21 protein-coding genes are annotated in these 19,817 nt (G+C 54.1%); 9 read left to right on the top strand and 12 right to left on the bottom strand.

Features of this window, described 5'->3' with window-relative positions; genetic code table 11:
• Positions 1-1,032: 1-deoxy-D-xylulose-5-phosphate synthase (gene dxs / locus NG42_RS10515; RefSeq protein WP_241488340.1), on the top strand; the 1,032-nt coding region annotated here is incomplete at its 5' end.
• Positions 1,033-1,128: 96 nt separating this feature from the next.
• Positions 1,129-2,103, top strand: coding sequence for an aldo/keto reductase (locus NG42_RS10510; protein WP_052899257.1), 975 nt, complete (start codon positions 1,129-1,131; stop codon positions 2,101-2,103).
• 34 nt (positions 2,104-2,137) lie between these two features.
• Here NG42_RS10510 and pgpA read toward each other — a convergent pair whose 3' ends face one another.
• From pgpA to nrdR, 6 genes are all read right to left on the bottom strand, one after another.
• On the bottom strand, positions 2,138-2,644 hold the full coding sequence (gene pgpA / locus NG42_RS10505; protein ID WP_072133187.1) for a phosphatidylglycerophosphatase A: 507 nt from the start codon (positions 2,642-2,644) through the stop codon (positions 2,138-2,140).
• Positions 2,622-3,599 (bottom strand): thiamine-phosphate kinase, encoded by a 978-nt coding sequence (gene thiL, locus NG42_RS10500; RefSeq protein WP_052899255.1) that lies wholly within the window; start codon positions 3,597-3,599, stop codon positions 2,622-2,624. Before thiL ends, pgpA begins: the two co-directional genes overlap by 23 nt.
• Positions 3,600-3,652: 53 nt before the next feature.
• Positions 3,653-4,072, bottom strand: coding sequence for a transcription antitermination factor NusB (gene nusB, locus NG42_RS10495; protein ID WP_052899254.1), 420 nt, complete (start codon positions 4,070-4,072; stop codon positions 3,653-3,655).
• A gap of 20 nt (positions 4,073-4,092) precedes the next feature.
• The gene (gene ribH, locus NG42_RS10490; RefSeq protein ID WP_052899253.1) at positions 4,093-4,563 is read right to left on the bottom strand and encodes a 6,7-dimethyl-8-ribityllumazine synthase; all 471 of its coding nucleotides are present in this window, start codon (positions 4,561-4,563) and stop codon (positions 4,093-4,095) included.
• Positions 4,564-4,652: 89 nt separating this feature from the next.
• Positions 4,653-5,756: a bifunctional diaminohydroxyphosphoribosylaminopyrimidine deaminase/5-amino-6-(5-phosphoribosylamino)uracil reductase RibD gene (ribD, locus tag NG42_RS10485; protein WP_052899252.1), complete on the bottom strand. Its 1,104-nt coding sequence runs from the start codon at positions 5,754-5,756 to the stop codon at positions 4,653-4,655.
• Positions 5,757-5,759: 3 nt separating this feature from the next.
• Positions 5,760-6,209, bottom strand: a complete 450-nt coding sequence (nrdR, locus tag NG42_RS10480) for a transcriptional regulator NrdR (RefSeq protein ID WP_052899251.1) — start codon at positions 6,207-6,209, stop codon at positions 5,760-5,762.
• 214 nt (positions 6,210-6,423) lie between these two features.
• Here nrdR and NG42_RS10475 point away from each other — a divergent pair, with 214 nt between their 5' ends.
• A complete protein-coding gene (locus tag NG42_RS10475; RefSeq protein ID WP_072133186.1) occupies positions 6,424-6,987 on the top strand; it encodes a SadB/YajI family lipoprotein in 564 nt (187 codons plus the stop codon).
• A 185-nt stretch (positions 6,988-7,172) separates the two neighbouring features.
• Here the strand turns inward: NG42_RS10475 and secF are convergent, their stop codons facing one another.
• From secF to queA, 5 genes are all read right to left on the bottom strand, one after another.
• Positions 7,173-8,141 carry a protein translocase subunit SecF gene (gene secF / locus NG42_RS10470; RefSeq protein ID WP_052899249.1) on the bottom strand — a complete coding sequence of 323 codons (969 nt, stop codon included), beginning with the start codon at positions 8,139-8,141 and terminating at the stop codon, positions 7,173-7,175.
• Between the two features lie 10 nt (positions 8,142-8,151).
• Entirely contained in the window at positions 8,152-9,999 is a 1,848-nt protein-coding gene (gene secD, locus NG42_RS10465) for a protein translocase subunit SecD (protein ID WP_072133185.1), read from the bottom strand.
• Between the two features lie 26 nt (positions 10,000-10,025).
• Entirely contained in the window at positions 10,026-10,358 is a 333-nt protein-coding gene (yajC, locus tag NG42_RS10460; protein ID WP_052899247.1) for a preprotein translocase subunit YajC, read from the bottom strand.
• A 24-nt stretch (positions 10,359-10,382) separates the two neighbouring features.
• On the bottom strand, positions 10,383-11,507 hold the full coding sequence (gene tgt / locus NG42_RS10455) for a tRNA guanosine(34) transglycosylase Tgt (RefSeq protein ID WP_052899246.1): 1,125 nt from the start codon (positions 11,505-11,507) through the stop codon (positions 10,383-10,385).
• 96 nt (positions 11,508-11,603) lie between these two features.
• A complete protein-coding gene (gene queA, locus NG42_RS10450) occupies positions 11,604-12,674 on the bottom strand; it encodes a tRNA preQ1(34) S-adenosylmethionine ribosyltransferase-isomerase QueA (protein ID WP_052899385.1) in 1,071 nt (356 codons plus the stop codon).
• Between the two features lie 158 nt (positions 12,675-12,832).
• Here queA and NG42_RS10445 point away from each other — a divergent pair, with 158 nt between their 5' ends.
• From NG42_RS10445 to NG42_RS10420, 6 genes are all read left to right on the top strand, one after another.
• The gene (locus tag NG42_RS10445; RefSeq protein WP_052899245.1) at positions 12,833-13,414 is read left to right on the top strand and encodes an ACP phosphodiesterase; all 582 of its coding nucleotides are present in this window, start codon (positions 12,833-12,835) and stop codon (positions 13,412-13,414) included.
• A 194-nt stretch (positions 13,415-13,608) separates the two neighbouring features.
• Positions 13,609-14,211 carry a peroxiredoxin C gene (locus NG42_RS10440; RefSeq protein WP_052899244.1) on the top strand — a complete coding sequence of 201 codons (603 nt, stop codon included), beginning with the start codon at positions 13,609-13,611 and terminating at the stop codon, positions 14,209-14,211.
• Positions 14,212-14,328: 117 nt separating this feature from the next.
• Positions 14,329-15,318: a LacI family DNA-binding transcriptional regulator gene (locus tag NG42_RS10435; protein WP_052899243.1), complete on the top strand. Its 990-nt coding sequence runs from the start codon at positions 14,329-14,331 to the stop codon at positions 15,316-15,318.
• Between the two features lie 135 nt (positions 15,319-15,453).
• Positions 15,454-16,263 (top strand): inositol monophosphatase family protein, encoded by an 810-nt coding sequence (locus NG42_RS10430; protein WP_052899384.1) that lies wholly within the window; start codon positions 15,454-15,456, stop codon positions 16,261-16,263.
• Between the two features lie 137 nt (positions 16,264-16,400).
• The gene (locus NG42_RS10425) at positions 16,401-17,765 is read left to right on the top strand and encodes an MFS transporter (protein ID WP_052899242.1); all 1,365 of its coding nucleotides are present in this window, start codon (positions 16,401-16,403) and stop codon (positions 17,763-17,765) included.
• Between the two features lie 38 nt (positions 17,766-17,803).
• Positions 17,804-19,090 (top strand): histidine-type phosphatase, encoded by a 1,287-nt coding sequence (locus NG42_RS10420; protein WP_052899241.1) that lies wholly within the window; start codon positions 17,804-17,806, stop codon positions 19,088-19,090.
• A 43-nt stretch (positions 19,091-19,133) separates the two neighbouring features.
• Here the strand turns inward: NG42_RS10420 and NG42_RS23485 are convergent.
• Positions 19,134-19,817, bottom strand: a 684-nt coding sequence (locus NG42_RS23485) for an amino acid permease (protein ID WP_052899391.1), incomplete at its 5' end; no start/stop codon positions are given.

Below are 19,817 nucleotides of genomic sequence, written 5' to 3'. Positions count from 1 at the left end.
CATATTATGACTAAAAAAGGCAAAGGCTACGCCCCGGCCGAAAAAGACCCGATCAGCTGGCACGCCGTACCGAAATTCGATCCGGCCAGTGGCCTGCTGCCAAAAAGCGCGGAAGGACTGCCAAGCTACTCGAAGATTTTTGGTAACTGGTTAAGCGAAACCGCCGCTGACGACGACAAATTAATGGCGGTCACGCCAGCCATGCGCGAAGGCTCAGGGATGGTTGAGTTTTCCCGCAACTACCCGACGCAATATTTTGATGTGGCGATTGCTGAACAACATGCGGTGACCTTCGCTGCCGGTCTGGCGATTGGCGGCTATAAGCCGGTGGTGGCGATCTACTCTACCTTCCTGCAACGCGCCTACGATCAGCTGATTCATGATGTGGCGATCCAGAAGTTACCGGTACTGTTCGCCATTGACCGTGGCGGCATTGTCGGTGCCGACGGGCAGACTCATCAGGGCGCGTTTGACATCGCTTACCTGCGTTGTATTCCCGATATGGTGATTATGACGCCGAGCGATGAAAACGAATGTCGTCAGATGCTGTATACCGGCTATCACTACAATGATGGCCCGAGCGCCGTGCGCTATCCACGCGGCAATGGGACTGGCGCGACGCTGGAACCGCTGGCGGGGCTGCCATTGGGTAAAGGCGTGAAGAAACGCAGCGGGGAAAAGCTGGCGATTCTGAACTTCGGCACCCTGCTGCCGGAAGCGCAAGTCGCAGCGGAAACGCTGAATGCCACCCTCGTCGATATGCGCTTTGTTAAACCGCTTGATGAGGCATTGATCCTTGAGCTGGCGGCCAGCCACGAATCGCTGGTGACGCTGGAGGAAGGCGCAATCAAAGGCGGCGCGGGCAGTGGCGTCAACGAGCTGCTGATGGCAAAACGTCGTCCGGTGCCGGTGCTGAATATTGGTCTGCCGGACAGGTTTATTCCGCAAGGCACCCAGGATGAAGTTCGTCATGATTTTCAGCTGGATGCCGATGGTATTCGCGCACAAATTGCCCGCTGGCTGGCACAGTAATCTCCTCTACGCTCCCCATCCGGGGAGCGTCTCACCTGCTATGCTTAAAGAAACACTGTGGCTGGAAAGCCCGTAAGCTGAACAGCAGGAGCCATTATGAAAACCATCCCATTAGGCAGCACCGATCTACAGGTTTCCCGTCTCTGCCTCGGTTGTATGACCTTTGGTGAACCGGAACGCGGCAAACACGCCTGGACCCTACCGGAAGAGAGCAGCAGGCCATTAATCAGGCAGGCGCTGGACGCGGGCATTAACTTCTTCGATACCGCCAACAGCTATTCTGATGGCAGTAGCGAAGAGATTGTTGGCCGTGCGCTGCGTGACTATGCACGCCGTGAAGAGATCGTGGTCGCCACCAAAGTCTACTTTCCGATGAGTAATCTTTCCGGTGGCCTGTCGCGTAAAAATATCATGCAGTCGATTGATGACAGTCTGTCGCGGCTTGGGATGGACTATGTTGATCTGTTGCAAATCCACCGCTGGGATTATGACACACCGCTGGAAGAGACACTGGAAGCGCTGCATGACGTCGTAAAAGCGGGTAAAGCACGCCATATCGGTGCCTCATCAATGTATGCCTGGCAGTTTGCCAAAGCGCTGTATAGCGCCGATCTGCACGGCTGGACGCGTTTTGCCACTATGCAGGATCAATACAATCTGATTCAGCGCGAAGAAGAGCGCGAAATGCATCCGCTGTGTCGGGCAGAAAATATCGCGGTATTACCCTGGAGCCCGCTGGCGCGTGGCCGCTTAACCCGCCCGTGGGGTGAAACCACTGCACGCTCGGTTTCTGATGAGTATGGCAATACCCTGTATAACCAGAGTGAAGAGAACGATGCCGCTATCGCGGAACGAGTCGCTGCTATTGCGGAAGATAAAGGTGTCAGCCGGGCGCAAATTGCACTGGCGTGGCTGCTAAGCAAACCGGCCGTCACTGCGCCGATTATCGGTGCTTCACGCGCTGCGCAGCTGGAAGATCTGGTGAAAGCGGTGGATGTTGAACTCAGCAGTGACGAGATTGCCGAGCTGGAAACGGTGTATCACCCACATCATGTGGTGGGATTTGCGTAACCCACAGGCCAGCACTGGGGTAACTGGGCGATCATTAAAACGGCCAGTAGTGCCCCAGAGCGTAGAGGATGGCGGCCGAGATTATACCGGCGATAATATCATCGACCATAATCCCCATGCCGCCATGCACATTACGGTCGAACCAGCGAATCGGCCACGGTTTCCAGATATCCAGGATGCGGAAAATCACAAAGCCCGCGGCGACCCACTGCCAGTCGTTGACCGGCAGCGCCATCAGCGTGATCCACATCCCGATAAACTCGTCCCAGACGATACTGCCGTGATCATGCACGCCCATATCTTTAGCGGTGCGATAACAGATATACACACCGAGACTGATGCCCAGCATCACCAGCAAAGAATAAATCTGTAGCGGCAGCAAGTTCAGCAGATACCAGAACGGAATCGCTGCCAGCGAGCCCATCGTACCCGGCCCCCAGGGAAATAAACCGCTGCCAAAACCGGTCGCCAGCAGATGCCAGGGGTTGCTCATCTTCAGGCGACTTTTGGCCACGTCTTTATCGCGCGTCAAAATGGTCAAATCCTTTCAGATCAAACTCGACGACCTTGCCCTGATCCATCAGCTTCATACCTTCCGATGCTGGCGCAATCTGGCCGATACAGGTATAAGCCACGCCAAGATGCCCCAGCGCCACATCCAGCGCACCGCGGTTAATTTCCGGCACGGTAAAGCACAACTCGTAATCTTCGCCGCCGGTTAATGCCCAGCGTCGCGCCTGCTGCATCTCGATATTGTCGACCAGTGCCGGTGACAGCGGCAATGCATCGAGATTTATCCGTGCGCCACAGTCACTGGCTTTCAGAATATGGCCAAGATCTGAAATCAGACCATCAGAAATATCTATCGCCGAGCTGGCCAGGTCGCGCAGCGCCTGTCCTTGCAGTATACGCGGCATCGGCCGTAAATGACGTTTAATCAGGGCTTCACAAACGGTGGGGTCGGCGATGCGTATATGGTGCTGTAACAGCGCCAGACCTGCCGCGCTATCGCCCAGCGAGCCGGTAACATAGATCCAGTCACCCGGACGTGCTCCCGAACGTTTCAGCGCACGACCAACCGGCACCAGACCATGAATGCCTAAGGTCAGACTCCGCGGGCCACGGGTAGTATCACCGCCAATCAGCTGCATATCGTAGTAATCCAGCAGCTCGAACAGGCTGTCGCTGAAGGCTTTCAGCCAGCTTTCGTCGACTTCCGGCAGGGTAATCGCCAGCGTTAACCACGCCGGATCGGCGCCCATTGCTGCCAGGTCGCTGAGGTTAACCGCCAGCGCTTTATAGCCTAAATCAGCAGGATGGATATCACGTAAAAAGTGAATGCCTTCAACCAGTGTGTCAGTGCTTATTGCGAGGGTCTGTTTTTCCGCTACGTTAAGTAACGCGCAGTCGTCGCCAATGCCTTTCTCAACATCGCGACGAGAGCTTGTCACACGATTAAAATAACGTGCGATAAGTTCGAATTCGCCACATGCCATAAATGCGTTCCGCTAAGACTTAAAGAAAAGGCCGGAGAACCGGCCTGGGGTGATTACTTGCGATTGGGACGAATTGCCGGGCCTGCTTTATCCAGTACGCCGTTGACGAATTTGTGGCTGTCTTCAGCACCAAATACTTTCGCCAGCTCAATACCTTCGTTGATGGCCACTTTGTAAGGCACATCAGAGCGCTTACTCAATTCAAACAGCGAAATACGCAGGATGGCTTTTTCCACCTGACCCAGCTCTTCCAGCTGACGCGAGAGGTAAGGCTTCATCAGACCGTCGAGGTATGCGCTGTTGGTTGCAACGCCGCCCACTAACTCACGGAAATAGTTGATATCGACGTCTTTGACGTCTTGTTCCGCCAGAAACTGGTATTCGACATCAGCGATGTCGTTTTTAGACAGCTGCCAGGAGTAAAGCGCCTGGACAGCGCACTCACGGGCGCGGCGACGTGCAGCAGGTTTCACAAAATTCCCCTTACAAAAAATCAGGCTTTGATGGCTTTCAATACATTAATCATTTCGAGTGCAGTCAGCGCAGCTTCTGCGCCTTTGTTACCCGCTTTAGTGCCGGCGCGCTCAATGGCCTGCTCGATGTTTTCGGTAGTCAGAACGCCGAAAGCCACCGGAATGTCGCTGTTCATTGCAACACTTGCCAGGCCAGAGCTGGCTTCACCAGCAACATATTCGAAGTGCGCGGTGCCGCCACGGATTACCGTGCCGAGCGCAATGACCGTATCGTGTTTACCGGCTTTTGCCAGCGCACGTGCGGTAATCGGTAATTCATAAGCACCTGGAACCCAGACGACGGTGATATTTTCATCTTTTACCTGGCCGATACGTTTCAGCGCGTCGATGGCGCCGCTCAGCAGGCTTTCATTGATGAAGTTGTTAAAACGCGCGATAACAATAGCAACGCGAGCGTCAGGAGTGGCAACAGCTGCTTCGATAATCTTCATATTCGTCCTTTCAGGGTTCTGTTTGGCCCCGCAGGGGGGCGGATTCTATCATACTCTTTATCGGTCTGCTTCCGCTTTTCCGCAGGCCGCTAGCGAGGACTCAGTGTCAGGCGTAAATCCGGCCCAACCTGACGGACATCGCTAAAAGAAAACGTTGGTGCATCAGCCAGTTGCGATAATCCTGGCAGTTGACACAAGCCGCGCGCATGGTCGCCCAATAATTTTGGCGCAACATATATTATCACTTCGTCGACGACACCGGCGGTCAACAGCGCACCTGCCAGACTGGCGCCAGCCTCCACCCACAGGGTATTCACCTGACGCTTGCCCAGCAGCATCAATAAAGAGACCAGGTCGACCCGCTGATCCAGCGCCGGAACTTTCAGCTGTTCCACGCTCTCGGGCCAGACTTGCTGATCCGGCTGCAAACGCGCCAGCAGGCTGTTGCCCGGCAGATTAATCAGACGATGCTGCGGCGTCACGCGGTTCTGACTGTCGATAATCACCCGCAGCGGCTGATGTAAATCGTCTGCGGCATAAACCGCGTGGCTGGCACTGTCTAACTCCTCCCAGCGCACCGTTAATGACGGATCGTCTGCCAGCACCGTGGCGCTACTGCTGAGGATCGCCGAGCTTTGCGCCCGCAGTCGCTGCACATCACGACGCGCCTGTGGCGAGGTGATCCACTGACTTTCGCCGCTGGCCATCGCGGTGCGGCCATCCAGCGAGGCACCGAGCTTAAGTTGTACCCACGGAAAACCGGTGCGCATACGCTTCAGAAAACCGCGGTTGATAGCTTCCGCTTCGTCCATCATCAGGCCGTGGCTGACCTCAATACCGGCCTGTTTAAGGCGATAAAGCCCGCGTCCGGCCACTTCCGGATTAGGATCCTGCATGGCGGCCACTACCCGCTGAACACCCGCATTGATTAGCGCATCACAACAGGGTGGCGTGCGACCAAAGTGGCTGCAAGGCTCCAGCGTGACGTAGGCGGTGGCACCTCTGGCTTTGTCGCCAGCCATGCGCAGCGCATGCACTTCGGCATGCGGCTCACCGGCGCGCTGATGCCAGCCTTCGCCGACAATCTCGCCGTCACGGACAATCACACAGCCGACATTGGGATTCGGTGTGGTGGTAAATCTGCCACGGCGCGCCAGTTCCAGCGCACGGGCCATGTAAAATTCATCGCGCATGGCTTAATCCTGTAAGCGGGCGATCTCTTCGCCAAATTCACGGATATCTTCAAAGCTGCGATAAACCGAGGCAAATCGAATGTAAGCCACTTTATCCAGCTTTTTCAGCTCGTCCATTACCAGGTTGCCGATCATCTTGCTCGGCACTTCGCGCTCGCCGGTAGCACGCAGCTGGGTTTTGATATGACTGATGGCATTTTCCACGTCATCGGAATTCACCGGACGCTTCTCCAGTGCCTTCATCAGGCCGCTGGTCAGCTTATCTTCATTAAAAGGTTCGCGGATATCATTGCTCTTTACCACGCGCGGCATCACCAGCTCTGCCACTTCAAAAGTGGTAAAGCGTTCATGACATACCAGGCACTGACGACGGCGGCGCACCGAAGCACCCTCACCCACCAGACGGGAGTCAATCACTTTGGTATCCACAGCAGAACAGAATGGGCAATGCATGACGCTTCCTGATAATTCAGCAAATTGTTCAACAGTGTAGCGCGAAGTGCCGTTTAACAAAATATCCGCATTTGGCTTTCCCTGCCTTTCCGGCAACTTTACGCCCGTTGCGCATTCCGCGAAGCAGTTCAAAAGTAATCGTTTAAATTCCGCTATGCTTAACAGATAACGGAAACGGACCTGTTTTCAAGCTATAGCGAGATGTGGAGGCGATATGGAAAGGATTAAGGTAAACAGACTCGGAATGCTGGCCATGGTGATATTACTGGCTGGTTGCGCAGCACCGAAGCAGCCCGCGGTCAATAAACTGCATAACGAAGTGGGTAAGCTTAATCAGGAACTGCGTCAACTGACCGATCAGGCGTCGGTGCTTGAGCAGCAACGCCTGCTCAATAACGGTGTAGCCAATGGCGCATGGCTGCTGCCGGCCGCCAATACCGCGGTGGTATTACAGAGTAATGCCGGGCAGTTGCGGCTGTCATTGAGCTACGTTGAAGTGGAAGCCAATGGTACCCGCGCACTGTTGCATATTCGCGCGGCGGGCGAGCAGCCGCTAATACCGATGACGATGAAAATTGAATGGGGAGAACTGGACCCGACCACCGGCAAGCCGCTAGCGGTGGACAGCCAGTCGCAAACGATTGAAGTCCCCTCTTCACTGCTACCCCGCACTGATGTGACCGTACCACTTCGCTTAAGTGGCATTCAGCCGGAACAGCTGGGTTATGTGCGGGTGCATGATGTGATACCTGCCGTTACGCCTGATGCGGATCGTTGAAGGCCAAACCACCGGGGCTAAAAAGATGTAGGGGAGCCGTTCTCGGCTCCCGTCATGATGCCATGCAGGATGTAAAACGCCGCCTATACTGAAAAAATTCGCGTCACAAGAACTTAAATGGCGGTGTAGCGATAAAAAAAGCCACGCAATTGCGTGGCTTTTTTATTGATCGCGCAGTTCTGCAATTAAGGCAGAATCGACGGCTGATCCGCACCTTCTTTATCCACTTTCTGCTGGATCATGTGCTCACGCTTCATACCCAGTTTCAACGCCAGCGCAGAGGCGACGTAGATGGAAGAGACGGTACCAATTGAAACACCGATCAGCATGGTCAGCGAGAAGCCTTCCAGCAGCGCACCACCGAAGATAAACAGCATCAGCACCACCACCAGCGTGGTAGCGGACGTCATAATGGTACGGCTTAACGTCTGCGTCAGTGAGACGTTAACGATATCGTAAGGCGTGCCGCGACGGATCTTGCGGAAGTTCTCACGAATACGGTCCGATACCACAATACTGTCATTCAACGAGTAGCCGATAACCGACATCAGTGAAGCAATAATCGTCAGGTCAATCTCGATATGGAACAGCGAGAGAATCCCCATGGTAATCACCACGTCGTGCGCCAGTGCTAATACCGCACCGAGCGCCAGTCGCCACTCAAAGCGGAAACCGACGTAAATCAGAATCGCAATCAACGCCACCAGCAGCGCCATGCTGCCAGCCTGCGCCAGATCGCTACCCACGCTTGGCCCGACGAACTCAATGCGCTTAACCGTCGCATTTTGCTCAGTTGCCTGATTGATAATCGTAACGACCTTGCTGCCTAACTGCTCGCCGGCATTGCCTTCGTTTGGCGACATACGCACCAACACGTCACGGCTGCTGCCAAAGTTCTGCACCTGCGGTTCGGCGAAACCTGCTTTTTCCAGCGACCCACGCAGGGTATCCAGATCGGCCGGTTTCTCGAGGGTAATTTCAATCACTGTACCGCCGGTGAAATCCAGCCCCCAGTTAAATCCGCGCACGCCCATGATGATCACCGCAGCGACCAGCAGCAGCCCGGAAAGGGTGAAAGCCAGTTTATCCCAGCGCATAAAGTCATGAACTTTACGCCCGTAGTTTAGTTGTTCAACGCTATAGTCCTGTGCCACAACGCACTCCTCAAATAGACAGCTTGTTGATGCGTTTGCCGCCGTACAACAGGTTGACGATGGCACGTGTACCGACAATTGCAGTGAACATTGAGGTCACCACGCCGATGGCGGTAGTGATCGCAAAGCCTTTAATCGAACCGGTACCCACAGCGTACAGAATGATGGCGGTAATCAGGGTGGTCACGTTAGCATCAACGATACTGGAGAACGCACCTTTATAACCTTCATGAATCGATTGTTGGACCGATCGACCATTCTTCAGCTCTTCTTTGATACGTTCGTTGATCAGTACGTTGGCATCAACCGCGACCGCCAGCGTCAACACGATACCCGCAATACCCGGCATGGTCAGTGTGGCACCCGGCAGCAGCGACATCACCCCGATGATCAACACCAGGTTGGCAATCAGCGCCGAGGTTGCAATCACACCGAACTTACGGTAGTAAACCACCATAAACACGATAGACGCCACCAGACCCCACAAGCACGCTTCCAGACCCTGAGTGATGTTTTGCGCACCCATGGTTGGACCGATCGTCCGCTCTTCAACAATCTGAATCGGCGCAATCAGCGCACCGGCACGCAGCAGCAGCGACAGCTGGCGCGCTTCGTTCGGGTTGTTGATACCAGTAATACGGAAGCTGTTACCCAGACGAGACTGGATATTCGCAACGTTGATCACCTCTTCCTGCTTCTCAAGGATGGCACGACCGTTAGCATCTTTCTTACCGCTGTCTTTGTACTCAACAAACAGCGTTGCCATTGGCTTACCGATATTGTCCTTGGTGAAGTTGGACATGATGTTACCACCGGCGCTATCCAGTGAAATATTCACCTGCGGCTGGTTGTATTCATCGGTGCTGGAAGTGGAATCGGTAATGTGGTCACCGGTCAAAATCACACGCTTGTACAGCACAACCGGCTGGCCTTCACGGGTGTTTTTCACTTCTGAATCGCCAGGTACACGGCCAGAGGTCGCGGCTGACTGATCCACACTGGTATTGACCAGACGGAATTCCAGGGTTGCGGTTGCGCCAAGAATCTCTTTCGCACGCGCGGTATCCTGAATACCCGGCAGCTCAACCACGATGCGGTCAGAACCCTGACGCTGCACCAGTGGCTCGGCGACGCCAAGCTGGTTAACACGATTACGCAAGATATTGATGTTCTGCTGAACCGCATACTCACGCGCTTCACGCAGACGCTCGTCACTCATCACAGCACGCAGTGCATTGCTGCCGCTGTTGCTGATAACCAGATCGCGATGGCGGCTGGTTAAGTACTGCACCGCATCGTTACGGGCATCTGCGTCACGGAAACGCACTTCCACACCGTAGTTATCAATTTTACGAACGTTGGTATAAGGAATATTTTTTTCACGCAGGTCGCTACGCAGGCCGTCGGTATTCTGCTCTTGCAGTTTACCCAGCGCGGTATCCATATCCACTTCCATCAGGAAGTGAACACCACCACGCAGGTCAAGACCGAGTTTCATCGGCTCTGCGGCCAGCATGCTCAGCCAGGCTGGCGTTGCGGGTGCGAGGTTGAGTGCGACAACGTAATTCTCGCCAAGAACCTTCATAATCGCTTCACGGGCGCGCAACTGCACATCCGTATTCGGGAAACGCGCCAGAATGGCACCGTTTTCCAGCGCAATAGATTTGCTCTGAATATTGTCTTGTTTTAATGCTTCCTGGATCTGACCCAGCGTTTGCTCACTGGCGGCGGCACCGCGCACGCCAGTGATTTGAACAGCCGGATCCTCACCATAAAGGTTGGGAAGTGCGTACAGCAGACCGACGAGAATCACGACGATCAACATAATGTACTTCCACAAAGGATAACGGTTTAACACGGCAGTTCCCTTAGGGAAAAACTAAATTACAGCGCCTTCATCGTACCTTTCGGCAGAACGGCAGCCACGAAATCACGTTTGACCACAACTTCCGTTGTATCGTTCAGCGCAATTGCTACATAACCGGTTTCGGCAACTTTGGTCACACGACCTACCAGACCACCGGTGGTCAGCACTTCATCACCTTTGGCAATGGAATCCATCAGCTTCTTGTGCTCTTTCGCACGCTTCTGCTGCGGACGCAGGATCATGAAGTAGAAAATCAGACCAAACACTACCAGCATGATGACCAGAGAATAAGGACTTCCCTGAGACGGCGCGCCTGCTGCAGCCACTGCGTCAGAAATGAAAAAGCTCATTAAATTTCCCTCATTGTTTAATTATCAGACGGTTAAAGGCGGAACTGCCTTACCCTTCCGTTCATAGAACTCGGTAACGAAGCACTCTAATTTACCCTCTTCGATGGCCTGGCGTAAACCCGCCATCAGACGCTGGTAATAGCGCAAGTTATGAATAGTGTTCAGCCGCGCACCAAGGATTTCATTACAGCGATCAAGATGATGCAAGTAGGCACGACTGTAACTGCGACAGGTGTAACAATCACACTCGGCATCAAGCGGAGAGATGTCATCTTTATACTTCGCATTGCGGATTTTAACCACGCCATCGGTCACGAACAGATGACCGTTACGCGCGTTACGGGTTGGCATCACGCAGTCGAACATATCAACGCCGCGACGAACCCCTTCCACCAGGTCTTCAGGTTTACCGACGCCCATCAGATAGCGCGGCTTGTCTTCCGGTATCTGCGGGCAGACATGTTCCAGAATACGGTGCATATCTTCTTTCGGCTCGCCGACCGCCAGGCCGCCCACAGCGTACCCATCAAAGCCGATATCTACCAGCCCTTTGACGGAGACATCACGTAAATCTTCGTAAACACCGCCCTGAATAATGCCAAACAGCGCATTCTTATTGCCGAGTGAATCGAAACGATCGCGCGAGCGTTGTGCCCAGCGCAGTGACATTTCCATCGAACTTTTCGCGTAATCCCAGTCAGCAGGATATGGCGTACATTCGTCGAAGATCATCACGATGTCGGAGCCGAGATCGTACTGAATCTCCATCGATTTTTCTGGATCGAGGAAAATTGGATCGCCATTAATCGGGTTACGGAAATGTACCCCGGCTTCGGTAATCTTACGGATATCGCCCAGGCTGAACACCTGGAAACCGCCGGAGTCGGTAAGAATCGGGCCTTTCCACTGCATAAAGTCGTGCAGATCGCCATGCAGCTTCATGATTTCCTGGCCAGGACGCAGCCAGAGGTGGAAGGTGTTGCCCAGAATAATCTGCGCACCGGTTTCCTGCACTTCTTCCGGGGTCATTCCCTTAACGGTACCGTAGGTGCCCACTGGCATAAACGCCGGGGTTTCTACCACACCACGATCAAATACCAGGCGGCCGCGGCGTGCGCGTCCGTCGGTAGTATCTAATTCAAACTTCACATTGCCTCCAGACCATCAGAGAAACAGTCTGATGATATTAACAATCGCGCAATGCGCGATTAACCGTTCCGCCCGGTCAACCCCGGCGGAATAAAATTACGCGCCGACCACTTCGTCTGCGGCCTGCGGGTTACGGCTAATAAACATCGCGTCGCCGTAACTGAAGAAACGGTACTGCTCAGCCACCGCTTGCTGATAAGCCTGCATGGTGTGGCGATAGCCGGCAAATGCCGACACCAACATAATCAGTGTCGATTCCGGCAAATGGAAATTGGTCACCAGCGCATCCACCACCTGGTAGTGGTAGCCCGGATAGATAAAGATTTTGGTATCGTCAAAGAATGGCGCAATCAGCGCATCCTGACTGGCTTTGGCGGCGCTTTCCAGCGAACGTACCGAGGTCGTGCCCACCGCCACCACGCGCTTTCCGCGCGCTTTACACGCCAGCACCGCATCGACCACATCCTGCGGCACTTCTGCATATTCGGCATGCATAATATGATCTTCAATGGTTTCGACCCGCACCGGCTGGAAGGTTCCCGCGCCGACATGCAGCGTCACGAACGCCATCTCAATGCCCTTCTCACGCAGTGCTGCCAGCAGCGGTTCGTCAAAGTGCAGACCGGCCGTCGGAGCAGCAACCGCACCCGGGCGCTGGCTGTAGACCGTCTGATACAGCTCGCGGTCAGCATCTTCATCCGGGCGATCGATATACGGCGGCAGTGGCATATGGCCAACGGCATTCAGGATGTCGAGCACCGCGCGTTCATCGTGGAATTCAATTTCAAACAGCGCATCGTGGCGCGCCACCATCGTCGCTTTAACGCTTTCATCTTCACCCAGCAGCAATTCTGCACCCGGCTTTGGCGATTTAGACGAACGCACATGCGCCAGCACGCGCGTTTCGTCGAGCATACGCTCCACCAGCACCTCGATTTTACCGCCGCTGGCCTTACGGCCGAAAACGCGAGCCGGAATCACTCGGGTATTGTTAAACACCAGCAGATCGCCAGCCTCGAGCTTATCCAGCAAATCGGTGAAGACACCATGCGTCAGTTCACCACTCGGCCCGTCAAGGGAGAGCAGGCGACATCCGCTGCGCTGTGGCTGCGGGTAATGGGCAATCAGAGATTCAGGTAACTCAAAAGAAAAATCGGCAACGCGCATGGTATCAATCTTCAGGTGTGAAACAGGCGGCATAGTTTAGCCGAAAAGCGGCCAATTCTAAACAACTGGCTGAAACGGATGATAAACAGCTGTCCATCTCACCAGCGGCGCACGCATCGCCGCTGTTTTTAACCGGCAAAATGGCTATACTCGCTCGCATGAACTTTCTTGCACATCTTCATCTGGCCACGCTGGCCAACAGCTCGCTGCTCGGTAATCTGATGGCCGACTTCGTGCGCGGCAACCCGCATAACGACTGGCCTCAGCCGGTGGCCGCAGGCATTTTACTGCATCGTCGTATTGATGTGATGACCGATTCGCTGCCGGAAGTGCGCGCCGCGCGCCGCTACTTCCGTGAGGAAACGTATCGCGTTGCGCCGATTACACTGGATGTTATCTGGGACCATTTTCTCGCCCGCCACTGGCAGCAGATTGTACCGGAAATTTCTTTGCCAACTTTTCTGACCGAAGCGCGGGCGGTGATCCAGCCTGAACTTCCTTCGACGCCCGAGCGCTTCCAGAACCTTAATCGTTATTTATGGACCGAGCGCTGGATGGAAAATTATGCCGAAGCGCCTTACTTAGAAAAAGTATTGTCTGGCATGGCATCGCGCCGTCCGCGACTGGCCGCGCTCAGCGATTCGTATCAGGATTTCACCGCGCATTATCATCAATTTGCCACACTGTTCTGGCAATTTTATCCGCGTATGATGGCGCAGGCCGCGCAGCAGCAGCTGTGAAGCAGTCTGAAACCACTTGATGCTTGCCCTTTTGGCAAAAAGAGTTATTGTATGAGCCTGCCTTGATAATGCATTCATTCGATAGGTAATACCTATCGAATCAATTGGCGTTATGCATTGGTTCCCGCCGCTGAGAAGCCTCTATACTGGCGGGCATTAAATCTTATTAACCTCACACTTTTACAGGAGTGAATATGGTCCTGGTAACTCGTCAAGCCCCTGATTTTACTGCAGCCGCTGTGCTGGGCAACGGTGAAATCGTTGAAAACTTCAACTTTAAAAAACACACCGCTGGTAAAGCCACCGTTGTGTTCTTTTGGCCAATGGACTTCACCTTCGTCTGCCCGTCTGAGCTGATTGCTTTTGACAAGCGTTACGAAGAGTTCCAGAAGCGTGGCGTTGAAGTGGTGGGTGTTTCCTTCGACTCCGAGTTCGTGCACAACGCATGGCGTAAAACGCCGGTTGAGAAAGGCGGCATCGGCGAAGTGAAATACGCGATGGTTGCGGATATCAAACGCGAAATCCAGAAAGCTTACGGTATCGAACATCCGGACGCTGGCGTTGCACTGCGCGGCTCTTTCCTGATCGACCAGAACGGTGTGGTTCGTCATCAGGTGGTTAACGATCTGCCACTGGGCCGTAACGTTGACGAAATGCTGCGTATGGTTGACGCGCTGCAGTTCCACGAAGAGCACGGTGAAGTTTGCCCGGCGCAGTGGGAAAAAGGAAAAGAAGGCATGGGCGCCTCTCCGGAAGGCGTGGCGAAATACCTGTCTGAAAACGCAACCAAGCTGTAATTCAGCACTGTTGCAGAAAAAGCTCGCTTCGGCGGGCTTTTTTTATGCCCGCGAAAGTGTGACATTACCGCGTGCTGGGTTAAGATTTGCAGCAGGCATTTACAGGGAGAGCGCGCGATGACCGTGGATAAAAACTGGGTAACGGCAGCAGATGTGGCGCGCCATGCAGGCGTATCACGCTCAGCAGTATCACGTACTTTTACCGAAGGCGCATCGGTCTCTGATAAAACCCGTCAGCGCGTATTAGCCGCCGCCAGTGAGTTAGGCTACCAGGTCAATATTATCGCCCGCACCATGATCACCGGCAGCAGTAATTTTATCGGTATTGTTACCGCTGGCTTTGATAATCCGTTTCGCAGCAAGCTGCTGACGCCACTGGTTCATCATCTGGCACTGCAAGGCTTTATGCCACTGCTGATGAATGCCGATGATCCGCAACAGCTCGAACCTTCTCTGCGCCAGTTGCTCAGCTATCACGTGGCCGGAGTCATTCTCACCTCCGGCGCCCCGCCGCTGTCGCTCGCCGAAGAGTACCTGGCAAAGAAAATCCCGGTAACATTGATCAATCGTCACGCTGAACTGCCCGGCGCTGACCGCGTCATCAGTGATAACGCTCAGGGGGCCCAACTGGCAGCCACGCATTTGCAGGCTCAGGGCGCAAAACATATCGCCTTTATTGGTGAAAGCCCGGTGAACTTTAGCAGTCAGCAGCGCTATCAGGCATTTTGCGCGGCAATCGCCCCGCGGCCGGTAAAAGCCTTTTTCTGTCCGGTCGGCGGTTATCAGGCGGGCTGGGACGCCGCAGCGGAATTACTGGCAAACCAGCCGCAGATTGATGCTTTTTTCTGCGCCACCGATATGCTGGCGATGGGCGTTATCGACTTTCTGCAACACTACAAGCTGGCAGCAGGCAAGGTTAAAGTGATCGGATTTGACGATATTCCGCAGGCTGCCTGGGCGGCTTATCAACTGACAACGCTGGCGCAGGACACCGAGCTGCTGGCACGTTATGCGGTTGATTTACTGATAAAACGCATTCAAAATTTTGATCGCCCCGCTGTGCATAAGGCAATTCCAGTGAAACTGGTGGTGCGCCATTCGGCCTGAATGGAAGATCTGTTTTATGTGGTGGCGATCACGGAATATTATTTTCATTACTACCATTATCTTTCTCAGTTACGCCATCGGCGTATTTTTTATCAACCACATTGCACACGTGTGCAAAACGTAAATGAGGTCATGATGGAATTAATGACGGCAGCCGAGATCGATGCGCGCTACCACTTCGCCTGCGAAGTGGCACAGGCCGCGGCGAACCGGGCTTATGGTTTCTATCAGCAACGCAATCAGCTGGAAGTTGAACATAAAGGCAGCGATCTCCAGGATGTGGTCAGCATTGCTGACCGCACGGTGGAAGAACTGGCGCGTAGTCTGATTGCTGAACGCTTCCCGGCTGATGATTTTCTCGGTGAAGAGAGCGGCGGCGGTAACGAACAGGCGCGCTGCACCTGGGTGGTCGACCCGATTGACGGCACCAGCTGCTTTCTTAACGGCTTGCATAACTGGTGCGTCTCCATTGGCGTGATAGTTAACGGTGAACCGGTGATTGGCGTGGTGTATGACCCGAATCATCGTGAGCTGTTTCGCGCCCGCGCGGGTCAGGGAGCCTTTGTGAATGATGCGCCGATGCGGGTTCATTCGGGTCAGCATGTGCGTGATGGCGTGATGGGCGTTGGCACCTCACATCGCGTGACCCCGGAGACCTTTGTGCCGTTTATCAGCGCACTGCTGCATCAGGGCGGGATGTTTATCCGTAATGGATCCGGCGCGCTGATGACCGCATGGGTGGCAGCTGGCCGGTTAATTGGCTATTACGAGCCCCATATGAACGCCTGGGACAGTTTGCCAGGCATTGTACTGGTGCGCGAAGCGGGCGGCATCACCAATGACTTCCTCTCTGACCACGGCCTGATTAACGGCAATCTGGTGCTGATGGCGAATAACCGTGTGTATCAACAGCTAACCGGTCTGATTACACAAAAAGTGACTTAATGACTTATGCGGATACGCTTTCACTCTGATTATGTACTCTACAAATAAATAACAGTGAACCCGATAAATACCGTTCAGGGATAAGAACAACATAATTCAGAAAGAGCCTGCCTCCGTGCTATGCGGGAGTAAACACCATGTCTGGAATATTCAGCTTTTTTAAAGCGACTCAGCCGATACCGGCTGACGGCCATTTCAACGAAAAGAAATTTAATTTTTTACGCTGGCAAACATTTATCGCCATGACTTTAGCGTATGTGACTTTTTATGTTTGCCGCCTGTCATTTACCGTCGCCAAAAGTGCGCTGGTTGAATTAGGTATTTCCCCCACTGAACTGGGTATGATTGGTTCGGCGCTGTTTTTCAGTTATGCCATCGGTAAATTAGTGAATGGTTTTATTGCCGATCACGCCAATGTGGTACGTTTTATGAGTCTCGGCCTGCTCATTAGCGCCGGGATGAATTTTATGATGGGCACAACAACTAATGCGCTGCTGCTGACACTATTCTGGGGCATTAATGGCTGGGCGCAGTCGATGGGCGTTGGGCCTTGCGCTGTGTCACTGGCACGCTGGTACGGCAATAAAGAGCGTGGCACCTTCTATGCGATCTGGTCAACCGCGCACAATATTGGCGAAGCGGTAACCTATATGGTGATTGCCGCCGTGATTGCCGGATTTGGCTGGCATTTCGGCTACTTTACCACTGCCATGTTGGGCGTGGTAGGAATGGTATTGATCCTGCTGTTTATGCGCGACTCGCCGCAAAGTGCCGGTTATCCACCGATCAGCGTAATCCGCAACGATCCGATTGAGCCGGACGAACGTGAAGCATCGGTATTAAAAAATCAGCTGCTGTCATTACGCAACCCGGCGCTCTGGACGCTGGCGCTGGCCTCGGCTTTTATGTATATCGATCGCTACGCGGTCAACTCCTGGGGTATTTTCTTTCTGCAACAGGCCAAACAGTACAGCACGGTAGAAGCGTCCGGCATTATTGGCGTCAATGCAATTGCCGGTATCGTCGGCACTATTCTGGCGGGCATTCTGTCAGACCGTTTTTTCCCACGTAACCGCAGCGTTATGGCCGGATTTATCAGCCTGTTAAATACCGCCGGTTTTGCGATGATGATCTGGCTGCCACGTAATTATTACAGCGATATTCTGTCGATGGTAATATTCGGTGCGACCATCGGCGCATTAACCTGTTTTCTCGGCGGATTAATCGCGGTGGATATTTCGTCGAAAAAAGCCGCGGGTGCTGCGCTGGGAACCATTGGCATCGCCAGCTATGCCGGGGCCGGTCTGGGTGAATTTGTCACCGGTATGATTATTGATAAAACTGCCGTCACCGAGGCGGGTAAAACCCTCTACAATTTCCACACCTTAACCCTCTTCTGGATGACAACCGGCATTTTATCGGCTCTGCTCTGTTTTATTACCGCCGGGATTGTTGCCCGTCGCCATCAGTTGCAGCAGCAGGCACTGCTAGTTAACTCTTAGCAGAGTTCGCTTTACACATTCTGATTAAGGAAAAAACTATGTTATTTAAACAGACGGCAGCGCTACGCCTGTTGGTTGCCGCCCTGCTCTGCTTACCCGGAGCCGCCGCGCTGGCACAACCGCATTACGTGCTGGAAAAGGTCGTGGAAATCAGTCGCCACGGCGTTCGTCCGCCGACACCGTCCAATACCAAAGCAATGGAAGCAGGGACAGCACGCCAGTGGCCGCAATGGCTGACCGCCGAGGGAGAGCTTACCGGGCATGGCTACAGTGCCGCAGTACTTAAAGGACAATACGTGGCTGCCCGCTATCGCCAGCACGGCCTGCTCACTGCAGGCTGCCCGGCGGCTGGCGATATTTTTGTCTGGGCCAGCCCATTGCAGCGTACTAAAGCCACCGCAAAAGCCCTGACTGATGGCGCCTTCCCAGGCTGCGGCGTGGCGGTCAACGCGGTTTCCGGCGAACAGGATCCGCTGTTTCAGAGTGATAAAATGGGGCTGGCAAAACTGGACGCCGCGAAAGCCCGATCCGCTATTCTGGCGGCGATGGGAGGCAGTGTAGCTGCCGCTCAGCAGCGCCTGACGCCGGATATTACGCGGTTAAAACAGGCGGTCTGTCTGCCCGACGCCCCCTGTCCGGCGTTCGATAAACCCTGGGCGCTGCAGCAGGAAAAGGATGGCCGCTTTAGCATTTCCGGACTGAGTACCCTGGCCAATATGGCAGAGACTTTCCGGCTGGCATGGAGTGAAAATCAACCGCTAGCGCAGGTCGCGTTTGGCAACGCCCGTTCGGCGAATGATGTGGCGAAACTGATGCCGCTGTTAACGGCGAAATATGATTTCACCAGCGATGTGCCTTATATTGCACGGCGCGGCGGTTCGATACTGATGGATCAAATTGCCAAAGCGTTACAACAGGGCGTGACGCCGCAACGCAACGCGCCGCCTGATGTCCGTTGGCTTTTGTATGTGGCGCATGACACCAATATCTCTTATCTGCGCACCATGCTGAATTTCAGCTGGCAGTTGGGTAACTATCCGCGCGGCAATATTCCGCCAGCCAGTAGTCTGGTGTTTGAACGCTGGCGCGACAGCAGCAGTCAGCAACGCCTTATCCGCGTGTATTTCCAGGCGCAGACGCTCGATCAGATTCGGGCACTACAGCCGATTGATCGGTTGCACCCACCGCTGAAACAAGAGTGGGAGGATAAAGATTGTCAAATCACCGACGTCGGTACACTTTGCCCTTACGATCAGACGATTAAACGTATTGTCGCTTCCATTGATGGCAGTGCGGTAACAAAAGTGGATTACAGCGGGAAGTAAGCGGAAACAGTGGCCGGGCAGCGGATATGCCCGGCCAAAAGAACTAGCGGCGGCTGACGCGCTGCTTAATCACATAACCGATCAGCAGCAAGGCAATCCACACCATACCGACATACAGTGAAACCCGGGTATCCGGGAAGTAACCAATCAGGCCGATAATAAACACCAGAAACGCGATACCGACCATGGCGGTGGCTGAACCACCCGGCAGGGCAAATTTCAGCGCTTTGGCATCTTCAGGGCTTAGCTTACGGCGGAACGCAATCTGCGAACTGAGGATCATAATCCACACCCACACCGTGGCAAAAGTTGCCAGCGAAGCGATCACCAGGAACACTTTTTCCGGCATCAGGTAGTTCAGATAGACCGCCACCAGCATCGCCAGCATCATCACGATCACCGTCACCCACGGAATACCGCGGCGGGAGACTTTCATAAACATCTTCGGCGCATGGCCTTGCTCGGCCATACCGTGCAGCATACGGCCGACACCAAACACATCACTGTTAATCGCTGACAGCGACGCGGTGATCACCACGAAATTAAGCAGCGAGGCGGCAGCAGCAATGCCCAGATGCTGGAAGGTCAGCACAAAAGGACTGCCGGAGGTGCCTACCTGATTCCACGGATAAATCGACATAATCACAAACAGCGTGCCGACATAGAACACCAGAATACGCAGCGGCACCGAGTTAATTGCACGCGGAATCGACTTTTCCGGATCTTC

Origin of the sequence: Winslowiella iniecta (assembly GCF_001267535.1) — a bacterium.
Taxonomy (GTDB): Bacteria; Pseudomonadota; Gammaproteobacteria; order Enterobacterales; family Enterobacteriaceae; genus Erwinia; species Erwinia iniecta.
Note: the sequence above shows the minus strand (reverse complement) of the source record. Positions and strands in the feature narration are given on the sequence as shown.

Excerpts from the sequence above, each read along its gene's own strand:
- NG42_RS10510 (WP_052899257.1), top strand. The coding sequence starts at position 1,129 with ATGAAAACCATCCCATTAGGCAGCACCGATCTACAGGTTTCCCGTCTC.
- thiL (WP_052899255.1), bottom strand. The coding sequence starts at position 3,599 with ATGGCATGTGGCGAATTCGAACTTATCGCACGTTATTTTAATCGTGTG.
- ribH (WP_052899253.1), bottom strand. The coding sequence starts at position 4,563 with ATGAAGATTATCGAAGCAGCTGTTGCCACTCCTGACGCTCGCGTTGCT.
- ribD (WP_052899252.1), bottom strand. The coding sequence starts at position 5,756 with ATGCGCGATGAATTTTACATGGCCCGTGCGCTGGAACTGGCGCGCCGT.
- nrdR (WP_052899251.1), bottom strand. The coding sequence starts at position 6,209 with ATGCATTGCCCATTCTGTTCTGCTGTGGATACCAAAGTGATTGACTCC.
- NG42_RS10475 (WP_072133186.1), top strand. The coding sequence starts at position 6,424 with ATGGAAAGGATTAAGGTAAACAGACTCGGAATGCTGGCCATGGTGATA.
- yajC (WP_052899247.1), bottom strand. The coding sequence starts at position 10,358 with ATGAGCTTTTTCATTTCTGACGCAGTGGCTGCAGCAGGCGCGCCGTCT.
- queA (WP_052899385.1), bottom strand. The coding sequence starts at position 12,674 with ATGCGCGTTGCCGATTTTTCTTTTGAGTTACCTGAATCTCTGATTGCC.
- NG42_RS10445 (WP_052899245.1), top strand. The coding sequence starts at position 12,833 with ATGAACTTTCTTGCACATCTTCATCTGGCCACGCTGGCCAACAGCTCG.
- NG42_RS10440 (WP_052899244.1), top strand. The coding sequence starts at position 13,609 with ATGGTCCTGGTAACTCGTCAAGCCCCTGATTTTACTGCAGCCGCTGTG.
- NG42_RS10435 (WP_052899243.1), top strand. The coding sequence starts at position 14,329 with ATGACCGTGGATAAAAACTGGGTAACGGCAGCAGATGTGGCGCGCCAT.
- NG42_RS10430 (WP_052899384.1), top strand. The coding sequence starts at position 15,454 with ATGGAATTAATGACGGCAGCCGAGATCGATGCGCGCTACCACTTCGCC.
- NG42_RS10425 (WP_052899242.1), top strand. The coding sequence starts at position 16,401 with ATGTCTGGAATATTCAGCTTTTTTAAAGCGACTCAGCCGATACCGGCT.
- NG42_RS10420 (WP_052899241.1), top strand. The coding sequence starts at position 17,804 with ATGTTATTTAAACAGACGGCAGCGCTACGCCTGTTGGTTGCCGCCCTG.